An 18965-nucleotide genomic window follows, 5' to 3' on the forward strand; every position below is an offset into this window, starting at 1 on the left:
TTTTGGTTTTGTACTTCTGATTTGGCAGCAGGACAGCAACATCAAACTTGAGTTTGGCGATATCAACGCCGACGGAGACAAGACTCATCATGGCACTCCATAACCTTATGAATAATATCGCCGGACCATCCTTATATGTGGGTGCTCGGGGCACAGGATACCGTTCGGTCTTGAGGCGACAGGGAAACAGGTTACCGGGGCATAATCTCTCCCACGGGCTCAGGGGCACCAGGGCCGGGTGATGCTCACCGGTAACCTCCCGATGATCAGTCGGGGATCTTCTCCGCAGAAACGGAGAAGATCAAGACATAAGGGCCGGGGAGAGGGGGAAAAGGCGGCTTTGTTCTTAAATCTCCAGCGCCAGACCATCGCCCCGACAAACCACGGTCCTTTCTGGAAGCGTGTACGCAATTCTTCAACTAATCCCCACTCATCCCGCGTTAAGACTGGTGAAGTCCTTACGCTTTCCCTTAATTTTCCTCGTCGGCGCTTAACATGAAGAGTTGCCAGTTTGGCAACTTTGCGCATTGCATAACCATTTTGTCAGGGATAAGATGAGATGCACTTGATATCAGAAAAAGCATTGAAAGACGCTGGGAAAAGGTTTCCGCAACACCGGGTTGAGCTCGCGCAATTAGGCATTACTGTCCAGAAGGGCTATTTCAAAACACCGGAAGAGTTGCGATCGCAGTTTTCCTCACTGGACAATTTTAAGTACCTCGATAAGCACTATGTCATCAATCTGGGGCATAACGAGCTGAGGTTGATTGCCCTGATCTTTTTTGAAAGCCAGAAGTTTTATGTTCGTCATGTGTTTACGCACAAAGAGTACGATTCATTCACTGTCATGCACCGTACAAAAAGGAAAAACAAATGGTTATAGCTGACATATTGAAGGCGGGGGAAGCGCTGACGGCGAGCGCACCTTTCCTGGCTGGGATTCAAAATGAACAGCAGCATGACGATGCGCTTAAGTTTATCGAATATCTGTTACTCAACGATCCTGAGAACCCATTACTGGAGATCGCCTGCAATACTATTACCGCCTATGAAAAATCTGCGCCGGAGTTTGCCGAGTTTAATGCGCTTATGGCATCGATTCCTTCAGGCGTAGCGGTCCTCAGCACATTGATGCATCAGTACAATTTAACCCTCTCCGATTTCCCGGAAATCGGCAGCAAATCGATGGTATCACGCGTTGTGAATGGCAAACGGAAGCTGACGCTGGAGCATGCCAAAAAGCTGTCGAAGCGGTTTGGCATCTCTCCCGCGATGTTTATCGACTGATATTCTCCCCGGTGAGGGGAGAGTCGTTAAATCTCCAGCGCCAGCGTCGTGCCCTGGGCAATCGCCCGACGGGCATCCAGTTCCATCGCCACATCGCACCCGCCAATCAGATGTACCGGTTTGCCTGTTGCACGCAGCGGCTCAGCAAGACTGCGGCGTGGTTCCTGGCCTGCACAGATAATCACATGATCAACAGCCAACAACTGCGGCTCGCCGCCGATCGTCACGTGCAGACCCTGATCGTCAATCTTCTCGTAGCTCACGGCCGGGATCATCTTCACACCGCGCGCCAGCAAGGTTGTGCGATGGATCCAGCCGGTTGTTTTCCCTAACCCTTCGCCGGGCTTGCTGGCTTTGCGCTGCAACATCACTATCTGGCGCGGGCTGGGGTGAAGCTGCGGGCCTTCAGGACGCAATCCACCTTGTTGGCTCAGGCTGGTATCAATGCCCCATTCCACACAAAATTCGGCGATATTCTGGCTGGTGGCCTCGCCCGGCTGGCTTAAATACATCGCAGTATCAAAGCCGATCCCGCCGCAGCCGATGATGGCCACTTTCTGCCCGACCGGGGTTTTATCGCGTAGCACATCCAGATAGTTCAGCACTTTCGGATGATCGATCCCGTTGATGGCTGGCATTCGCGGCTCAATACCCGTCGCGAGGATCGTTTCATCGAACCCGGCCAGATCTTCCGCGTTCACAAAGCGGTTCAGCTCCAGCTTCACCCCGTGGATCTCAATCATCCGGCGGTAATAGCGCAGCGTTTCGTAAAATTCTTCTTTGCCAGGGATCTGCTTGGCGATGTTGAACTGCCCACCGATTTCACCGGCTGCATCAAACAGCGTGACCTGATGTCCACGGGCGGCGGCATTGACGGCGAAAGCAAGCCCCGCAGGCCCCGCGCCAACAACCGCCAGATTTTTTTTCTGTTGGGCAGGCACGAACGTCATCCGCGTTTCATGGCAGGCGCGCGGGTTCACAAGACAAGAGGTCACTTTGCCCATAAAGATCTGGTCAAGACAGGCCTGATTACAGCCGATGCAGGTATTGATCTCATCGGCCCGCCCGCTTTGCGCTTTGGAAAGCAACTCGGCGTCTGCAAGGAATGGCCGCGCCATCGACACCATATCCGCATCACCACGTTCGAGGATCTCATCGGCAACCTGCGGATCGTTAATGCGGTTGGTGGTGACCAGCGGAATGTTCACCTTGCCTTTAAGCTTACGTGTGACCCACGTGAAAGCCCCACGCGGCACAGGCGTGGCGATAGTCGGAATACGTGCTTCGTGCCAGCCAATTCCGGTGTTGATGATCGTTGCGCCCGCCGCTTCAATGGCTTGCGCCAGCTGGACGGTTTCATCGAAATTTCCGCCGCCTTCTACCAGGTCCAGCATGGATAAACGGTAAATGATGATGAAGTCGTCGCCGACACGTTCACGCACGGCACGAACGACTTCGACGGCAAAGCGCATGCGTTTTTCCCAGCTTCCTCCCCATTCGTCTTCACGCTGGTTGGTTCGCGTCGCCAGAAATTCGTTAATCAGATAGCCTTCAGAGCCCATCACTTCCACGCCGTCATAGCCTGCTTCGCGGGCGAGCAGTGCACACTGCGCAAAGTCATCAATCAGCACCAGAATTTCATCGTGCGTCAGCGCGTGCGGCTTAAAGCGGTTGATAGGAGCCTGAAGCGCAGAAGGGGCCACCGGGCGAGGCTGATAGCTGTAGCGCCCGGTGTGGAGAATTTGCAGCGCAATTTTGCCGCCTTCCTTATGCACCGCGTCAGTCACCGGGCGGTGATGCGCCAGCTGGCTGGCATTGTTGAGCACGGCACCGCCTTCCATTCCGACGCCTGAAAGCGCAGGTGCCACGCCGCCCGTGACAATCAGCCCCACGCCGTGACGGGCGCGCTCAGCATAAAAGGCGGCCAGTCGTTCAGTGCCGTCCGGGCGCTCTTCCAGCCCGGTGTGCATCGACCCCATCAGAACGCGGTTCTTCAGGGTGGTGAAGCCCAGATTGAGTGGGGCAAACAGTGACGGGTAGTGGCTCATAATCGCTTCCAGTGTAAAATTATTGTTATGTGGTCGGATGAGTTGTTAATTTAGCTTTCGTGAGGCAAAAGGGGAAAGGGGGCGTGCAGTGATTGTGATGGGATTCAAAGAACGCCCCTCAGGAAGTTCAGGGGCGAGCCGTCAGGCATTAATACGTTTACCAAGGCCATCAAAAAAATGCAGGTCAGCTTCGTTCACGCTGATGGTCAGAGCCGACCGCGGCGCATAATCCAGCTGTTGGAAAGATTTCAGACAAAGATCCTGCGCCCCGAACTTACACCATACCAGTGTTGAATCTCCCTGAAGTTCGCAAAGTCGAGTGTCGACATCAAGACAGATATCCCCTTGCTCGTGTGGGTGAAGATGTTCAGGACGCACAGCAACGAAGAGTTTGTCACCTTCGCACAGCCCCGACGGTTTCATGTTTAGAGGAATGAAGCGTTCGTCGTTGAGCAGAATGCCGTTCAGATGCCATTTTGCCGGCAGCACATTGATTTTGGGTGTGCCGATAAATTCGGCCACGAAGAGATTAGCCGGGCGGTTATACAGTTCCAGAGGCGAACCCGTCTGTTCGATTTTTCCCTTGTAGAGCACCACAATCCTGTCTGCCAGGGTCATGGCTTCAACCTGATCATGTGTCACATAAATCATGGTGTTGCGCAGCAATTGATGCAGTTCCTGAATTTCCTGGCGCATCTCAACACGCAAAGCTGCATCGAGATTAGACAGTGGTTCGTCGAACAAAAAAAGTTCTGGTTGTTGAACGATCGATCGGCCGATCGCCACGCGTTGACGCTGCCCACCGGAGAGGTTCTGTGGCAGACGATCCATCATGTCATCGAGTTTCAACATGCTGGCTGCGCGGGCAATCCGTTTTTCAATGTCGGCCGCAGGGGTTTTCATATTCTTCAGGCCGAAAGCCAGATTTTCGCGCACGGTCATGTGCGGGTAGAGGGCGTAAGATTGAAAGACCATCGATAAACTGCGCTTACCCGCAGCCAGATGCGTGACGTCTTCCTGACCCATTTTTATGCTGCCGCCATCAGGTGATTCAAGCCCGGCAATCATTCGCAGCAGCGTTGATTTTCCACAACCGGAGGGGCCAACCAGCACAATAAATTCGCCTGAGGCGATCTCTAAAGACAGATTCTCAATGATCGTGGATTTGTCATATTTCTTATGAATATTGCAGAGACTTAAGGCGGTCATGATGTCCTTCCTGAAGAGGGAGATGAGGCAATGAGTGCGAGCAGTTCAGCCGTTTTGTTTTTCAGCAGGTGAGGGTCATGACGTGTTTCTACATTGACCCTTAGCAGCGGTTCGGTGTTAGAGGCGCGCAGATTAAAGCGCCACAGAGGGAAATCGAAGCTTATCCCGTCGCAATCATCGCGCTTGCCGCCTTGCTCAGTGTAATGCTGCGAGACGTATTGCAGGATTTTCGCCGGTTGCGGCACATCGAGATTGATCTCTCCTGAGACAGGATAGCGCTGCTGGGCTTCACGAATCAGGTCTGAAAGCGGGTAGCGTTCAGTTCCGAGGATTTGCAGCATCAATATCAGTGGGATCATTCCGCTGTCACAGTAGCCAAATTCGCGAAAGTAGTGATGACCACTCATTTCACCGCCATAAAGTGCATTTTCCTCACGCATACGCGCTTTGATAAAAGCATGGCCGGTACGGGAAATAAGGGCGTGCCCACCGGCTTGCTGGACGCTTTCGAGCGTATTCCAGGTCAGCCGCGGATCGAGCAGGATGGTGTCGCCTGGATAGCTCGCTAAACGCTGGCGAGCAAACAGGCCAACCAGATAATAGCTTTCGATAAACTCGCCGCGCTCATCAAAGAAAAAGCAGCGGTCGAAATCGCCATCCCAGGCGATGCCGAAATCCGCCTGATAGTGAAGAACGGCTTCGCGAGTGTGCTGGCGATTTTCCTTCAGCATGGGATTAGGCACACCGGCAGGAAATGTGCCATCAGGCTGGTGAAACAAGCGTATTACGTCGAGTTCGACTCCGCGTTCGCTTAATGCTGAGGCCAGTGCATCAAAGGCAGGCCCCGCAGCGCCGTGTCCTGCATTAACGACAATGCGCAAGCGGCGTTGGGGCGGAAGGTGAAGATAGGTCAGAAGATGATCGACCCAGGCTGAGCGGCAGTTCACCTGTGTGCAGTTGCCTGTCCGGGACGCTGCAGGAAAATGGGCCGTTTGTGCGAGGGCTTTAATTGCCTCTAATCCATTTTCACCGTGAATAGGGATCGCCTTTTCTCTGACCAGTTTCAGGCCATTGTATTGCGCGGGATTATGGCTGGCGGTGACCTGAATTCCGCCGTCGGCCTTCAGATACTGCGTGGCAAAGTAGACTTCTTCGGTACCACACATGCCAATATCAATCACGTCTACACCGCTGGCTTGTAAACCGCGGGTCAGAGCTTGTCGGAAGGCGGGTGAGGTCAAGCGTGCGTCACCGCCCACCACGACGCGCTGTGGCTTAAGCCATACGCCATAAGCCCGGCCAATGCGAAACACGATTTCCTCAGTAAGCGACACCCCCACTTCACCGCGAATGTCATAGGCTTTAAAACAGGTTAATTCATCCATTCTTTACCTTAAAACTTACGCCGATTCTCTGACAATGAACTGATACTCCAGCTCATGATGAGTAACCGTTCCTTTGTTTAGTAACAACTCCAGTGCAATACGGCCCTTTTTCATTGCATCCTGTGCAATGGTTGTCAGTCCTATGCCCTGAGTCTCCACCGTGGTGTTATCAAAACCGGTAATCGCCACCTGCTGTGGGATCATGATGTTATTGCGGGTGCAGTACCGCACCGCTCCGGCGGCAAATCTGTCGGAAAGGCAAACGAGGGCGGTGATGTGCGGATAAGCCTGCAATAACGCTTTGGCAGCGTCTGCACCATGCTCTTCATCATGTTGGGTCTGGTGCAGCCAGCAATGTTCGCGCAGGCCATGTGCGGCAAGCGTTTCGAAGCAGGCGTTTACGCGTGTGATCATCACGGCGTTGTCGCCTCTAAGCGGTTCGGTCAATACCTGCATCCCCTCCATGCCTTTGCTGGATGGGAAGGCAATAATGCCGAAATTTTGATGACCTTTGGCGATCAGGTATTCGACGATCTCCTGCATTGCCCGGGCGTTGTTGATAGAAACGCTGCTGTGTTCAGGCAGGGAAAAATCGAGCGTCACGACAGGGCGTTTTTGCGCCAATGTTTGCTGGATAATCGCTTCATGCTGGTAGGTGGCATTGAGAATATAGCCATCCACCAGTGTGGTGACGGGGGTTGCGTTCATATTGTTTGAGTGATGGAGCGGGATCAGCACCAGATTAATATTTTCCTGCTCGCAAGCGCTGGCGATACCTCGCATTAAGTTGATGTCGTGCTGATCGATAAACACGTAGCTCATTGCATCATTAAAAATGATACCCACCGCATCGGCGCGGCCGGTCCTCAGTGCTCGGGCAAGTTTATCCGGTCCCTGAAAACCTCTCTTTTGGGCATAGTTCAGGATCTGTTCCCTGAGTTCGCTGGAGAGTTTTTCCGGGTTATTCCAGGCATTGGACACAGTGGTATGCGATACCCCTAATAATTTTGCCAGTGATTTGATGGTTATTTTATTTTTTGTGTTCATTATATTTGTCTGAGTGATGTGTCTCTTTTGTTTATTTGGTTTTTATTATGTTTTCACGGATTTTCTTTTTTTAATATGAACGCAAAACAGAATGGTATTTGTGATGTGTTTAACGTTAAACAAAAATAACCAGTGATAACCTCCGGGACGTTCAATATATCGGTTGGCGAAAAAAGACGTAAAATAACTAATCTGGAGCGATCATGAAGATACGATTACGCATGACATGGATGGCGGTTTCGCTTATTTCAATAGCCCTTATGGGCTGCGGTCCTGATGAAAATAAAGAACAGGCTCACAGCCAGGCGACACTAAAAATGTGGGTAGCGCCGAATGAAAATGAAGAAGCCTGGTGGACGAAAATCGTCAAAGAGTGGAATCAGGATCCCGCCCATATGCCGGTCGAATTCACGCCGATCCCTGCGGCCAGCAGCTCAGAAGAAGCCATTATGAATGCGCTGGCATCCGGTACGGAGCCGGATATGTCGAGCAACATTTTCATTGGCTTCGCCAGTCAGTTGACGGAACAAAAGCAAATTGAAGATTTAACGCCCATGCCGGGCTTTGCTGACTTAATCGCCAGGCGAAAAATGGAGGAGTTGATCCCGGCCTGGCAGATAAACGGCCAGCAGAGCGTGCTGCCGGTTTATGTTAATCCGATAGTCTGGTGGTGGCGCGGCGATTTGTTAAAGCAGTATGGGTTTGATCATGTCCCGCGGACTTATGACGACCTTTACCGTCTGGCCGCGTTGCGTAAAGCCGATAACAACGGCTATGTCATGCAGCTGACAGCAGGGAAAAACTGGTGGGAACGTTGGTTTGACTTGATCCCTTTGTTTTATGCTCAGAGTCAGGGAAAGTCTTATATCACCGACAACAAGGCCACTCTGGCGACGGATGCGGGCCAAAAAGTGTTGGCTTTTATGGGGAACGTTTTCCATCAAGGCTGGAGCAGCTATGACTTCACGTCGGCGGACGATCCACTCGCCAGCGGCCAGGTTCTGGCCTCCGCCCGCGGGCCATGGGATATCGCTCGCTATCGTAAGCAGTACCCTGAAGTGCTGAAATCCATTGAAATAGGCCCGATGCTAACTGAGCAAGGGACCGCGCACCCGTACACGTTTGGCGACAGCAAAGGCATGGTGATTTTCAGTACCAGCAAGCACAAGGCGGAAGCCTGGGCATTTATGCAATGGGTCTTTTCCCGGGCGGAGAATGACCGGCTTTGGCTGGAAACAACGGGCATGCCGCCCGCACGTTCAGATTTATTAACCAATCCGTTGTTTGTTGATTACTTCAATGAGCACCCCATTGAGCGGGAAATCGCTTCGTATGTTGATGTTGCGCTTCCTCCGGTCGCCACCACTAAAACGACAGAAATACAGCGCAGCATGACCCAGATGCTCGAAGAAGTGATTTTTAATGATAAGAGTCCTGCTGATGCTCTGGAACAATCAGGCAAGGAAATTAATCAGTCCCTACACCAGTAAGAGACTATTATGGCGAAAAGCGACGCACGTACTGGAGGCCTGCTGGCCTCCTTATGGATAGGCTATTCTTCCGTATTCTGGTTTTATCCTTTAATTTGGCTGGTGTTATTAAGCGTGACACAGTGGCATTTTATTGGTACGCCTGAATTTGTCGGTATGGGTAATTTCATCGGTATAATCCACGACAAGCTTTTCTGGCGCGCAATGCTTAATGTCTTTCGCTTTTTGCTTTATTACCTTCCCATCGTTTTTATTGCTTCAATGCTGTTTGCCGCCGGGCTGAAGAAAATACGCTACGGCAAAGCGTTTATTGCCTTAAGTTTTCTGTTGGCCAACGTCTCATCAGGGGTGGCTTATTCTATCGTTTTTTCGAAAATGTTCAGTGAGTATGGGCCAGTAAATGCTTTTTTACGTGAAGCAGTGGGCGTTAGCGTGCCCTGGTTTACCAGCCCCGACTGCGCAATGCTCTCTATCGCCCTGATTGTGACCTGGAAATTTGTCGGCTATTACGGGCTGATCCTCTATTCCGGTATGCAGGCGATCCCCAAAGATATCTACAGCGCGGCGGTGCTCGACAAAACCGGGCGTTTTCGCACCACCTGGTCCATCACCGTGCCGATGATGAACCCGCAAATTGTGATGGTAATGGTGCTGGCGATCACTGTGGCATTCAGCATCTTCACTGAACCCTATCTCATCACCGGTGGCGGCCCGCTGAACAGCACAACCAGCCCAATGGTGGTGATGTACGAAGTGGCTTTTCAGCAGATGAAACCCAGCTGGGCGGCGATGATGTCAATCATTGTTGCCGCCTGCAGCTTCCTGACGATTTGGTTATTCCGTCGCCTGTTCGAAAAAAACATTGAGATTGTCTGAATGAAAACCTTAACGCCTAAAAGCCTGATCGTTCATGCCGTGATGTTTTTACTGGCGCTGAGCTGGCTCTATCCCTTTATCTGGATGCTTATCTCTTCGCTCAAACCCACGGCGCAGATTTACACCTCATCGCTGTTTTCCGGTAACTGGACGCTGGAAAACTATCATTTTCTGCTGGATAACAGCGAGCGGGCGAACAAACCCTTTTTCCTGACGCTGGGCAACTCGCTGTTTGTCTCACTCACCATCACGCTCTCCGTCACGCTGAGCTCGGTACTGGTGGGTTACGCCGTCGCGAAGACAGAATTCTTCGGCCAGAAGACCTTCAAAAATCTGCTGATCGTGCAGATGGTGTTTCCGGCTTTTATGTTCGTGATCCCGCAGTTTGTGTTGATGCGTGAGCTGGGGCTGATCAACAGCTACAGCGCGATGATCCTGCCGTATGCCATGGGCGCATGGGGCATTTTCATGGTGTCGCAAAGCTTTAAAGGTACGCCGAACGACTATCTCTCTGCGGCGAAACTGGATCGCGCGAACCTTTGGGGCATCCTTCGCCACGTGATGATCCCGCTGAACAAATCGATTCTCGCCATCGTCGCGCTCTTCACCTTTTCCAGCTCCTGGGACAACTTTCTCTGGCCGCTCATCGTGATGCGCGACGTCGACAAAATGCCTTTCTCGGTGCTGCTTGCCACCTTCAGCAAATCGTATGGCGTTTATCTCGGGCCGGTGCTGGCAGGTTCGGTGTTGCAGATGTTGCCGGTGGTGGCGTTGTTCATCCTGTTCCGCAATTACTTCCTTCAGGGCATGTCACTGTCGCTGAAATAAGGAGAATCCCATGAACAAGCCGCAATGGTGGCAGGAAGCGGTGTTTTATCAGGTGTACTTACCCTCGTTTTGTGACGGTAATGGCGACGGGTTGGGGGATTTTCCGGGGTTGCTGACAAAACTGGATTACCTCGCGGAGCTTGGTATTAACGGGATCTGGATAACGCCGTTCTATCCTTCGCCGCTGGTCGATAACGGCTACGACATCAGCGACTACTGCGCGGTAGACCCGCGGTTTGGCAACATCGAGGATTTTACTCGCCTGGTGCAGGCCAGCCACCAAAGAGGCATTCGGGTGATCATCGATCTGGTGGTCAACCATGTATCGTCACAGCATCCCTGGTTTGTCAATGCCTGGAACAACCCCGCCAGCCGCTACCGTGACTATTTTATTTTTACGGATAAGCCAAATAACTGGCAGTCCTTTTTCTCCGGCAGCGCCTGGACAGCCGAGCCCGACACCGGTGAGTTTTACTACCATAAATTTTCCCCTGAGCAGGTAGACCTGAACTGGCAGAACCCGCAGGTCGAACAAGCGATTTTCCAGGTGGTCGATTTCTGGCGGGCGTTGGGTGTCGACGGCTTTCGCTTCGATGTCATCAATTTTCTGACAACTGACGGACCCGGGGCCGATAACCCGGAACAAGGCGGCGAGCAGGAGCATCTTCACGACGTCAATCAGCCGGGCCTTGAACGTGTGCTCACGCGTTTGTGTGGTTACCTTCGTGAGCACGGGGAGCCTTTTCTGGTGGGTGAAATCGGCAGTGACTCACTGGAAGTCCTGCGCCGCTATCAGCGTAATGACCTGATGGACGTCGTGTTCAACTTCAATCTGGGCAGCCAGAAAACGTTCGATGTAGGCGCTATCTTCTCGCAGCTACAGGCGATGCGAGACCCGCTCACTGGCCCGCCGACGCTCTTTTTCTCCAGCCACGATATGCCGCGAATGATTGGCCGCTTCGGCGAGCATGAGCATGATGTCGCACGTGCTGCGGCCGTGGCGGTATTGCAACTTACGGCTTACGGCGTGCCTTTTATTTATCAAGGGGAAGAGGCCGGGTTATCCAACTATCGTCCACGAACAGAAGCGGATATCTACGATGTTCAGGGAAAAACCTGGTACAGCACGGCGCTTGCGCAAGGGCTGTCTCATGACGATGCCCTGCTGCAGGCCATCAGCCACTCAAGAGATGCCTCGCGCGCGCCGCTTGCCTGGAACAATCAACCGTTTTTTGGTTTCTCTACCACCACGCCATGGATGCCATTCAGCCACGATGCGGATGTCGTCAACATTGCCCTAAAGAAAGCCGATCCTGTTTCTCTTTGGTCTCACTATCAGCGGTTGATAGCCATCCGCAATAATTCCTCTGGCTTGCAGCATGGAGAATACCGACGACTGACACAGGAAAAAGACGCCATCCTGTTTTTACGTGAGTGCGCACAAGAAAGTGTTTGGGTCTGCGTCAATTTTGGCGAAGCGATCAGGAATCCCTGGTATGAGATCCCGGCGGAAACGCTGTATGGCGAGAATGCTGAATGGCTGGGTAAAAATCAGTGTGTAATTAAAAGGAGTTTTCATGGAAAGGCACAGTAAAAATCCGCTCATCACCCCTGCGGATGTGAAACCCTCGCAACCTGGCTGGAAGGTCGATTGTGTATTTAATGCCGGTGTCGCCGAGGTGAACGGCGACATTCTTCTGCTGGTTCGCGTGGCGGAAAGTATCAACAGCACCGATCCCGGCAAGCTAGTGGTGCCGTTGCTGAGCGAACAGCAGGGCAGATGGCAGTTGGCTGAGAAAATCTTTGACCGCAGCGATGAGCGCTATGATTTTAGCGATCCGCGCACCATCGTACTGAAAAGCGATCCCGCCGTGTTGTGGCTGACGTCGATGTCACATCTGCGTCTGGCCCGCAGCCGCGATGGCGTGAATTTCACTGTCGACGATCACGCCTTTATCGTGCCGGACACCCAGTATGAACAATTCGGCTGTGAGGACGCGCGCATCACTCGCATCGATGACCGTTGGTATATCAACTACTCCGCTGTTTCGCCATTGGGCATATCTACCGCGCTGGCTATCACACGCGATTTTGTCAGCGTGGAAAAGAAAGGGCTGATTTTCTGTCCGGATAACCGTGATGTCTGCTTTTTCCCCGAGCGCATTCATGGACATTACATGGCGTTGACCCGTCCGGCGCCGAGCCATTTTGGTCATCCTGAAATCTGGATCTGCGAGTCCCCCGATATGCTGCACTGGGGCAATCACCGCCACTTACTGGGACGCTCAGGGGATTCATGGGACGTGCTGAAATCTGGCGGCGGTGCACCGCTACTGAAAACGAAACGAGGATGGCTTGAGATCTACCATGGCGTGGATGCCAGACAGCGTTACTGCCTTGGGGCCCTCCTTTTGGATCTACAGGACCCCACGCGAATTCTTGCCAAATCGTCAACGCCCCTGCTGGAGCCTGTTGCCCCGTACGAGCGAGAGGGCTTTTTCGGCAACGTGGTCTTTACCTGCGGAGCACTGATTCGCGATGAAACCTTGCATGTCTGGTACGGCGCTGCGGATGAAAGCATCGCGCTGGCGACGCTTTCAATGGCTGAGTTGTGGCAGCATCTGGAACTGGTGTAAATGAGTCTGCCTGCCACTGCTGCGCTGTACCGTGAATATTGTCAGCACCGACAACCGGCAGTCAGCATAAAGCTAACGTTCAGCGGGGTGGCGGGCTATGACGTCTACAATCCGACGGCCCCTTTCCGCGAAGGCGAAAGATGGCTGATTGCCGCCCGGGTAGAGCGCCGGGACAGTGAAGCCTCACAAATCCGGTTTTTTCACTGGCAGGGGCATGCTGAAGCGGTGCTGGCAGACGACTTGCCCGTGTTTGATTTACAGGATCCTTTTATCTGCCGAATCGACAACGGCTGGGTATTGGGTGGCGTAGAAACGGCACCTGACCCGGATGGCAAAGGGCTGCGCTGGCGAACGCAACTGTGGCAGGGGAAATCGATAGCCGCGCTGCGTCCGTTAACCGTGGGCCCATGGGGGATGAAGGATATTCGCCTGCTGCAGCTTCCTGATAAACGGCTGCTGATATTCACTCGTCCTCAGGGAGAGATCGGCGGGCGAGGGAAAATTGGCTGGCTGATGATCAACAGCCTCAGCGAACTGGCGACTCCATTGTTTTTACAGGGCACGCTGCTGAGTCAACTGGAAAGCGAAAGCTGGTGTGGAGTGAACGAAGCGTGGCTGCTGGATGAGCAATGGGTGGGGGTACTGGCACACGTTGCCTGTTTTGATGCGCAAGGCGATCGCCACTATTACGCAGCGACGTTTCGCCTTAACTTCCTCACCGGGAAACAGACTCCATTACGCATTATCTGTAGCAGGGCCGATCTCCTCTCCGGGGAAAGCAAACGCGAAGACTTACGGGACGTTATCTTCCCCGGAGGCCTGTACCGTGACGGAAAGCATTGCCTGCTGTTTTGTGGCGCCAGCGACTGCGAGGTTCACTGGCGCGAGATACCAGACCCTTTTTTACGGTGACGCCCTAACTTTATTCGAGTGATTATTCATGGGGGGAATAAAATTGCACGACATATCAAACTTATCAATGCACTTACCCTGCACCTTGTTCGAAACCCTTCATCGATTTAATGATACTTCTGCCGATGATATGAAATATGGCGATATGGATGAACGGCAGCTGCGTGCGCTTGGGCTGGATGATATCTCCGTCCGCGTCGATCCTTATCGACTGATTCGTTATGACTTCCCGAAACCGGAAAATTACCGTCAATTTGAAAATGGCTTTTCCTTCAGGCCTGTTGAGGGGTTAGATATTAACGATATCCATAATTCTTTATACCGTAACTTTCGCTTTTTCCGCATCTGGTTTTTTCTTCAGAGGCATAGAGATTTTGCCTTTAAACCTTTTTTTACCAACTTTAATGCTGATATCATGGTGAAAGGTTAAGATGAAGCGCAAAGGGAGAAAAATGCTTTTAATAGCAGTTGCTATTTTCGTGATCACGGCTTTCTATAATTTGTGGACATTGCGAAAGGTTAATATTATATACATAGATTCATATAAGGATATGATGCTAGATATAGTGGTCGACCATCTACCTTTGACGGATAAAGGTCGAATTGAATGGTTTTTGGAAAATAAAAGAAAGTTGCAAAAAAAACATCCTGAATTTAATGAGAATACTTATGAAATTGTTTTCTTAGATATTGGGGAGGGATTCATGAGTTCACGGGATAACTATCATGAGGATTTACGTTGCTTTGAGTCTTTGAAAAAAGAAAAAAATTGCATCCAGAAAAATGATCTACTGGTTATCCACTTTTATGATGGGGGGGTTACTGATTTCGATATAGGCTTTGGTGGTCCGGCGTACCGGGTTTATATCGATGGTAAAATAGAAAACAAGCCGATTTCGAGCCCTCTGTTCGATCGATAGCCCAGTCATGAAAGAAAAAAATCTGCTCAGCCTCAGCAGGCTGTTTCCAGATGATTTTATTTCAGCTCGTTGCCAGCCTAAACGGATCTGTCCCAATAGCTAAAACATGCTCCAGACAGAACTGTGTGAGAACGGGCGCTTTATTCGAATGATTATTCCTTTAAGGTTGGACATGTTCTATAACCACTAATTGTTATTCAAGGAGGAAATAAAATTGCACGGCATATCAAGTTTATCAATGCGCTTACCCTGTACCTTGTTCGAATCCCTTCATAGATTTAATGATACTACTGCCGACGACATGAAATATGGCGATATGGATGAGCGGCAACTGCGTGCACTTGGGCTGGATGATATATCCGTCCGCGTCGATCCTTATCGACTGATTCGTTATGACTTCCCGAAGCCGGAAAATTACCGTCAATTTGGCAATAGAAACTTTCGATTCTTCCGTATCTGGTTTTTTCTTCAACGGCACAGAGATTTTGCATTCAGACCCTATTTTGCAAATTTTAATGCCAGCATCATGGTTAATGAAAGTTTATGAAAAGGAAAGGGAGGAGGTTAATATTTTTGGCCGCACTAATCATGTTAGTGACAGCATTTTACAATCTCTGGACGTTACGGCCAGTGAGAATATTATATGTTGATTCACTTCAGGGGTTATCGGTTGATATTGTAGTTGATCATTTACCCTGGACAGATAAGGATCGAATTAAGTGGTATTTGGAACACAAAAAAATGCTGCAAATGAAATACCCAGTCTTCACTGAAAATACGTCCAGGATTGTGTTTTTTGAAGCTGGGGCGGGGTTTGTGAGTTTTCGGGAAAATCCTCATGAAGATTTGCGTTGTTTTGAAGATATTAAGTCTGAGAAAAGGTGTATTCCAAAGGATATTGCTCTTGTCGTTAATGTTGATGCACCCGGCATAGTTGATTTCATAACAGACTTCAGTGGCACCACCTATCAAATTCTCGGTGAAGGAAATATTGAAACCAAACCAGGTTGGAAATCACCCTGACGCAAAATCAAAACAGCCTGCTCCCGTTCAGCAGGCTGTTTGCCTCTACACTATTTTTTCAGTCCAGGAGCCTGCCACATCGACGTCGTCAACCCGCTGTCCACTAACCCGAGCTGATCGGCATACACTTTTTGCCACTTCTCCAGCATGCCAGCGTACAGCTCACGATGCTCTCGATTCGGTGTGAACACGCGGCTCCAGCTCACCAGTTTTTCACCCGTGCTTGCCATATCGGGATAAAGCCCGGCACCTGTTCCTGCCGCGATCGCACACCCCAGCGCGGTGGCTTCCTTCACTTCAGGGACTCGCACTGGTAATCCGGTTACGTCGCTTAAAATCTGGCTCCACAGTGCGCCTTTTGATCCGCCGCCGGCGAAGACCAGGCTGTCGAACTTCACGCCGGAGAACTGGGAAATCTGCGCCAGATTGCAGGCCGAGACAATGGCGGCATTCTCTTCTAGTGCACGGAACAGCGTGGCTTTGTTGCATTTTTCCGGGTCGATGGAGAGGTTAATGAACGACGGCGCGGCGTGATACCACTGCTTGAAGTGCATCGCATCAGAGAAAATCGGCATCACACCGTGTGAACCCGCAGGCACGCGGCTCGCCATTTCTTCCAGCAGGGTATAAGTGTCTGTACCCAGGCGTTCGGCGATCAGTTTTTCTTCCGCGCAAAACGCATCGCGGAACCAGCGCATGGTCAGCCCGGTGAAAAAGGAGATTGACTCAGCCTGCGCCATGCCAGGGATCACGTGCGGATTCACGCGAATATTCATTTCCGGATCGGTGCGGACTTCCGGGAGATTCACCACCTGTTGCCAGAAGGTGCCGCCCAATACGGCGGTTTGTCCGGCTCGCACCACGCCCAGGCCCAGGCAGCCAAGCTGCACGTCGCCGCCGCCCATTACCACTGGCGTGCCAACTCTCAGGCCACTTTGCTGCGCTGCTTCTTTGGTGACAGCGCCCAGCAGCGTGCCGGTTTCTTTTACCGGGGAGAGAATGTCTGCCCGCAATCCGGCCATGTCCAGCAGCGCCGGACGCCAGTCGCGGCTGAACAAATCGAGCATGCCTGTGGTGCCCGCATTGGAAGGATCGACGGCCAGTTCACCGGAGAGTTTAGCCGCCAGCCAGTCGCTGATCATGGTTATGGTGGCGGCCTGGCGATAGATATCCGGGCGATGATGCGCCAGCCACAGCAAGCGCGGCATAGCGGAAAGCGCCAGCGTTTGCCCGGAGACGCCGTACACCTCGGATTCAAAACGGTAGTCGTGAATTTCTTTCAGCTCAGAGACTTCATGGCTGGCGCGGGCATCGACGTTAGCGCAGGCCCAGATGGCATCACCATTGCGGTCGTAAAGCACTATCCCTTCGCGCATTGAACAACAGGCAACAGATTTGATGTCGGCGGCGCTGATATGTGCGCGCTCCAGCGCCTGGCGGATGCACTGGCAGGCGAGCTGCCAGTTGGTGCTAAGGTCGAACTCCATCGAGCCGGGAACGCCTTCGACGCTCAGGTGTTTCCATTCAGCCTGGCCGACGGCTATCTGGCGGCCTGCCAGGTCGAAAATCACTGCCCGAATGCTGCCGGTACCGGCGTCTAACGCTAAAAGGTAACTCATTGGCTCTTCTCCCGAAGCGAGTCGTCTGATCATTAAGCCCTTCACCCTGCTTATAAAAATCTAGAACATCTGCCTGAAATACCTGCATCGGAAGTGTGAAGCCGCTGGCAAAAGTGAGGAGACAGACGCATTTAAGGTCGCCAGAGTGACTACGCTTTTGAACAGTGTCGGTTTTCTGAGGGAGGAGACGATGGCTGATTTAGACGATATCAAAGACGGGAAAGATTTCGGGCTCGACCGCCCGCAGAAAAATGCGCTCTACACCCTGAAGGGCTGCGGTTCGCTGGAGTGGGGCATGCAGTCGCGCCTCGCCCGCATTTTCAACCCGCAAAGCAACCGTACGGTGATGCTGGCGTTTGATCACGGCTATTTTCAGGGGCCAACCACCGGGCTTGAGCGCATTGATTTGTCGATTGCGCCGCTGTACGGCGAAACCGATGTGCTGATGTGTACCCGCGGCATTCTTCGCAGCACCGTGCCTGCGGCGACCAATAAACCCGTTGTGCTTCGGGCTTCCGGCGGCAACTCAATTCTGAGCGAGCTCTCAAACGAGAGTGTCGCGGTGACGATGGAAGACGCTTTGCGCCTGAACGTTGCGGCGGTGGCGGCGCAGGTGTATATCGGCAGCGAATATGAACATCAGTCAATCAGCAACATCATCAAGCTGGTGGATGCAGGCAACCGCTACGGCATGCCAGTTCTGGCCGTCACCGGTGTCGGCAAAGAGATGACGCGTGACGCGCGTTATTTCTCGCTAGCCAGCCGTATCGCCGCAGAAATGGGCGCCACGTTTGTGAAAACCTATTTCGTAGAAGAAGGCTTTGAAAAAGTCACCGCCAGCTGCCCGGTGCCGATTGTGATTGCAGGCGGCAAAAAGCTACCCGAAGACGAAGCGCTGGACATGTGCTGGCGAGCCATCGATCAGGGCGCAAGTGGCGTGGACATGGGGCGCAATATCTTCCAGTCCAGCGCGCCGTTGGCGATGTTAAAAGCCGTGAAAAAAGTCGTGCACGAGAACATGAGCGCCCGCGAGGCGTACCAGTTCTGGCAGGAAGAAAAGCAAGGAGAGCAGCGATGAATGTGACGCTGGTTGAAATCAACATCAAACCGGAAAGGGTCAGCGAATTTGTCGACGTGTTTCGCGCCAACCACGAAGGCGCGCTAACAGAGCCGGGCAACCTGCGGTTTGACGTGCTGCAGGACCCGGAAGTGCAGACCCGCTTTTTTATCTATGAAGCCTACAAAGACGACGAAGCGGTGCTGGCGCACAAGAAAACCCCGCACTATCTCGCCTGCGTGGAAAAGCTCGATGAGATGATGTCGGAGCCGCGTAAGAAGCGCAGTTTTGTCGGGTTGCTGCCGGAGGTGTGAAGGTTACCCCTCACCCTAACCCTCTCCCCAAAGGGGAGAGGGGACTGTCCGGTTTTCTCCCTCGCCCCTTTGGGGAGAGATACCGTCTTGCCGGTCATCCGGCAAGTGGTATCTCAGCATTAAATTCGCGTCCGGATTTCACCACGCCATAGGCCAGCTGCAGCAGTTTTCTCATCCCTGCACATACCCGTTCTTTTCCTGTCTTCCCTCTCGCTGACAGCCTTTCCATCAGGTTTTTCACCACCTCATTGTACCTTCCTGCCACAACCGCTGGCATATACAGTGCGCTGCGCAACTCTGCATTACCCACTTTC

At 52.3% G+C, this 18965-nt stretch carries 19 protein-coding genes and 1 pseudogene; 14 read left to right on the forward strand and 6 right to left on the reverse strand.

The features are described from left to right. Positions 1 to 559 precede the first annotated feature (559 nt). Both ACLW56_RS23895 and ACLW56_RS23900 read left to right on the forward strand, forming a co-directional pair. A complete protein-coding gene (locus ACLW56_RS23895; RefSeq protein WP_330986135.1) occupies positions 560 to 883 on the forward strand; it encodes a type II toxin-antitoxin system HigB family toxin in 324 nt (107 codons plus the stop codon). Then, positions 874 to 1287, forward strand: a complete 414-nt coding sequence (locus tag ACLW56_RS23900) for a helix-turn-helix domain-containing protein (RefSeq protein WP_330986136.1) — start codon at positions 874 to 876, stop codon at positions 1285 to 1287. The genes ACLW56_RS23895 and ACLW56_RS23900 overlap by 10 nt, the downstream gene beginning before the upstream one ends. A 26-nt stretch (positions 1288 to 1313) precedes the next feature. On the opposite strand, the gene ACLW56_RS23905 is transcribed toward ACLW56_RS23900, so the two are convergent. The 4 genes from ACLW56_RS23905 to ACLW56_RS23920 form a co-directional block, all read right to left on the reverse strand. Further along, the gene (locus tag ACLW56_RS23905; RefSeq protein ID WP_330986137.1) at positions 1314 to 3335 is read right to left on the reverse strand and encodes an NADPH-dependent 2,4-dienoyl-CoA reductase; all 2022 of its coding nucleotides are present in this window, start codon (positions 3333 to 3335) and stop codon (positions 1314 to 1316) included. 141 nt (positions 3336 to 3476) lie between these two features. Then, entirely contained in the window at positions 3477 to 4544 is a 1068-nt protein-coding gene (locus ACLW56_RS23910) for an ABC transporter ATP-binding protein (RefSeq protein ID WP_330986138.1), read from the reverse strand. Beyond that, entirely contained in the window at positions 4541 to 5929 is a 1389-nt protein-coding gene (locus tag ACLW56_RS23915) for a phosphomannomutase CpsG (protein ID WP_330986139.1), read from the reverse strand. The genes ACLW56_RS23910 and ACLW56_RS23915 overlap by 4 nt, the downstream gene beginning before the upstream one ends. Positions 5930 to 5944: 15 nt before the next feature. Continuing rightward, complete coding sequence (locus tag ACLW56_RS23920; RefSeq protein WP_330986140.1) at positions 5945 to 6976, reverse strand: LacI family DNA-binding transcriptional regulator; 1032 nt, start codon at positions 6974 to 6976, stop codon at positions 5945 to 5947. A gap of 203 nt (positions 6977 to 7179) precedes the next feature. On the opposite strand from ACLW56_RS23920, the gene ACLW56_RS23925 reads away from it, so the two are divergent. The 10 genes from ACLW56_RS23925 to ACLW56_RS23970 all read left to right on the forward strand — a co-directional run bounded on the left by ACLW56_RS23925 (position 7180) and on the right by ACLW56_RS23970 (position 15661). After that, positions 7180 to 8466 (forward strand): ABC transporter substrate-binding protein, encoded by a 1287-nt coding sequence (locus ACLW56_RS23925; RefSeq protein WP_330986141.1) that lies wholly within the window; start codon positions 7180 to 7182, stop codon positions 8464 to 8466. 9 nt (positions 8467 to 8475) lie between these two features. Then, positions 8476 to 9342, forward strand: coding sequence for a sugar ABC transporter permease (locus tag ACLW56_RS23930; RefSeq protein WP_330986142.1), 867 nt, complete (start codon positions 8476 to 8478; stop codon positions 9340 to 9342). Beyond that, a complete protein-coding gene (locus ACLW56_RS23935; protein ID WP_330986143.1) occupies positions 9343 to 10170 on the forward strand; it encodes a carbohydrate ABC transporter permease in 828 nt (275 codons plus the stop codon). It begins immediately after the preceding gene. 10 nt (positions 10171 to 10180) lie between these two features. Continuing rightward, on the forward strand, positions 10181 to 11764 hold the full coding sequence (locus ACLW56_RS23940) for an alpha-amylase family glycosyl hydrolase (RefSeq protein ID WP_330986144.1): 1584 nt from the start codon (positions 10181 to 10183) through the stop codon (positions 11762 to 11764). Then, entirely contained in the window at positions 11748 to 12806 is a 1059-nt protein-coding gene (locus ACLW56_RS23945) for a glycoside hydrolase family 130 protein (RefSeq protein WP_330986145.1), read from the forward strand. Before ACLW56_RS23940 ends, ACLW56_RS23945 begins: the two co-directional genes overlap by 17 nt. Next, positions 12807 to 13718: a DUF1861 family protein gene (locus ACLW56_RS23950; RefSeq protein WP_330986146.1), complete on the forward strand. Its 912-nt coding sequence runs from the start codon at positions 12807 to 12809 to the stop codon at positions 13716 to 13718. A 28-nt stretch (positions 13719 to 13746) separates the two neighbouring features. Next, positions 13747 to 14148: a DUF3289 family protein gene (locus tag ACLW56_RS23955; RefSeq protein WP_330986147.1), complete on the forward strand. Its 402-nt coding sequence runs from the start codon at positions 13747 to 13749 to the stop codon at positions 14146 to 14148. Position 14149: 1 nt separating this feature from the next. Continuing rightward, on the forward strand, positions 14150 to 14638 hold the full coding sequence (locus tag ACLW56_RS23960) for a DUF943 family protein (RefSeq protein WP_330986148.1): 489 nt from the start codon (positions 14150 to 14152) through the stop codon (positions 14636 to 14638). Positions 14639 to 14876: 238 nt separating this feature from the next. Beyond that, on the forward strand, positions 14877 to 15185 hold the full coding sequence (locus ACLW56_RS23965) for a DUF3289 family protein (RefSeq protein ID WP_330986153.1): 309 nt from the start codon (positions 14877 to 14879) through the stop codon (positions 15183 to 15185). Positions 15186 to 15211: 26 nt separating this feature from the next. Further along, positions 15212 to 15661 carry a DUF943 family protein gene (locus tag ACLW56_RS23970; protein WP_330986149.1) on the forward strand — a complete coding sequence of 150 codons (450 nt, stop codon included), beginning with the start codon at positions 15212 to 15214 and terminating at the stop codon, positions 15659 to 15661. A 50-nt stretch (positions 15662 to 15711) separates the two neighbouring features. Here ACLW56_RS23970 and lsrK read toward each other — a convergent pair whose 3' ends face one another. Beyond that, complete coding sequence (gene lsrK / locus ACLW56_RS23975; protein WP_330986150.1) at positions 15712 to 17280, reverse strand: autoinducer-2 kinase; 1569 nt, start codon at positions 17278 to 17280, stop codon at positions 15712 to 15714. A 190-nt stretch (positions 17281 to 17470) separates the two neighbouring features. Here lsrK and lsrF point away from each other — a divergent pair, with 190 nt between their 5' ends. Together lsrF and lsrG are read left to right on the forward strand one after the other, a co-directional pair. Next, positions 17471 to 18358, forward strand: coding sequence for a 3-hydroxy-5-phosphonooxypentane-2,4-dione thiolase (gene lsrF, locus ACLW56_RS23980; RefSeq protein ID WP_330986151.1), 888 nt, complete (start codon positions 17471 to 17473; stop codon positions 18356 to 18358). Then, the gene (gene lsrG / locus ACLW56_RS23985; RefSeq protein WP_330986152.1) at positions 18355 to 18651 is read left to right on the forward strand and encodes a (4S)-4-hydroxy-5-phosphonooxypentane-2,3-dione isomerase; all 297 of its coding nucleotides are present in this window, start codon (positions 18355 to 18357) and stop codon (positions 18649 to 18651) included. Before lsrF ends, lsrG begins: the two co-directional genes overlap by 4 nt. Before the next feature lie 94 nt (positions 18652 to 18745). On the opposite strand, the pseudogene ACLW56_RS23990 reads toward lsrG, so the two are convergent. Further along, positions 18746 to 18965: pseudogene (locus tag ACLW56_RS23990) on the reverse strand (IS110 family transposase); the annotation flags it as partial.

The sequence above is a fragment of the Pantoea sp. sgz302252 genome (genome assembly GCF_047713085.1).
Lineage (GTDB): Bacteria > Pseudomonadota > Gammaproteobacteria > Enterobacterales > Enterobacteriaceae > Scandinavium.

Coding starts and splice junctions, on each gene's coding strand:
- ACLW56_RS23895 (WP_330986135.1), top strand. CDS start 560: ATGCACTTGATATCAGAAAAAGCATTGAAAGACGCTGGGAAAAGGTTT.
- ACLW56_RS23900 (WP_330986136.1), top strand. CDS start 874: ATGGTTATAGCTGACATATTGAAGGCGGGGGAAGCGCTGACGGCGAGC.
- ACLW56_RS23905 (WP_330986137.1), bottom strand. CDS start 3,335: ATGAGCCACTACCCGTCACTGTTTGCCCCACTCAATCTGGGCTTCACC.
- ACLW56_RS23910 (WP_330986138.1), bottom strand. CDS start 4,544: ATGACCGCCTTAAGTCTCTGCAATATTCATAAGAAATATGACAAATCC.
- ACLW56_RS23915 (WP_330986139.1), bottom strand. CDS start 5,929: ATGGATGAATTAACCTGTTTTAAAGCCTATGACATTCGCGGTGAAGTG.
- ACLW56_RS23920 (WP_330986140.1), bottom strand. CDS start 6,976: ATGAACACAAAAAATAAAATAACCATCAAATCACTGGCAAAATTATTA.
- ACLW56_RS23925 (WP_330986141.1), top strand. CDS start 7,180: ATGAAGATACGATTACGCATGACATGGATGGCGGTTTCGCTTATTTCA.
- ACLW56_RS23930 (WP_330986142.1), top strand. CDS start 8,476: ATGGCGAAAAGCGACGCACGTACTGGAGGCCTGCTGGCCTCCTTATGG.
- ACLW56_RS23935 (WP_330986143.1), top strand. CDS start 9,343: ATGAAAACCTTAACGCCTAAAAGCCTGATCGTTCATGCCGTGATGTTT.
- ACLW56_RS23940 (WP_330986144.1), top strand. CDS start 10,181: ATGAACAAGCCGCAATGGTGGCAGGAAGCGGTGTTTTATCAGGTGTAC.
- ACLW56_RS23945 (WP_330986145.1), top strand. CDS start 11,748: ATGGAAAGGCACAGTAAAAATCCGCTCATCACCCCTGCGGATGTGAAA.
- ACLW56_RS23950 (WP_330986146.1), top strand. CDS start 12,807: ATGAGTCTGCCTGCCACTGCTGCGCTGTACCGTGAATATTGTCAGCAC.
- ACLW56_RS23955 (WP_330986147.1), top strand. CDS start 13,747: ATGGGGGGAATAAAATTGCACGACATATCAAACTTATCAATGCACTTA.
- ACLW56_RS23960 (WP_330986148.1), top strand. CDS start 14,150: ATGAAGCGCAAAGGGAGAAAAATGCTTTTAATAGCAGTTGCTATTTTC.
- ACLW56_RS23965 (WP_330986153.1), top strand. CDS start 14,877: ATGCGCTTACCCTGTACCTTGTTCGAATCCCTTCATAGATTTAATGAT.
- lsrK (WP_330986150.1), bottom strand. CDS start 17,280: ATGAGTTACCTTTTAGCGTTAGACGCCGGTACCGGCAGCATTCGGGCA.
- lsrF (WP_330986151.1), top strand. CDS start 17,471: ATGGCTGATTTAGACGATATCAAAGACGGGAAAGATTTCGGGCTCGAC.
- lsrG (WP_330986152.1), top strand. CDS start 18,355: ATGAATGTGACGCTGGTTGAAATCAACATCAAACCGGAAAGGGTCAGC.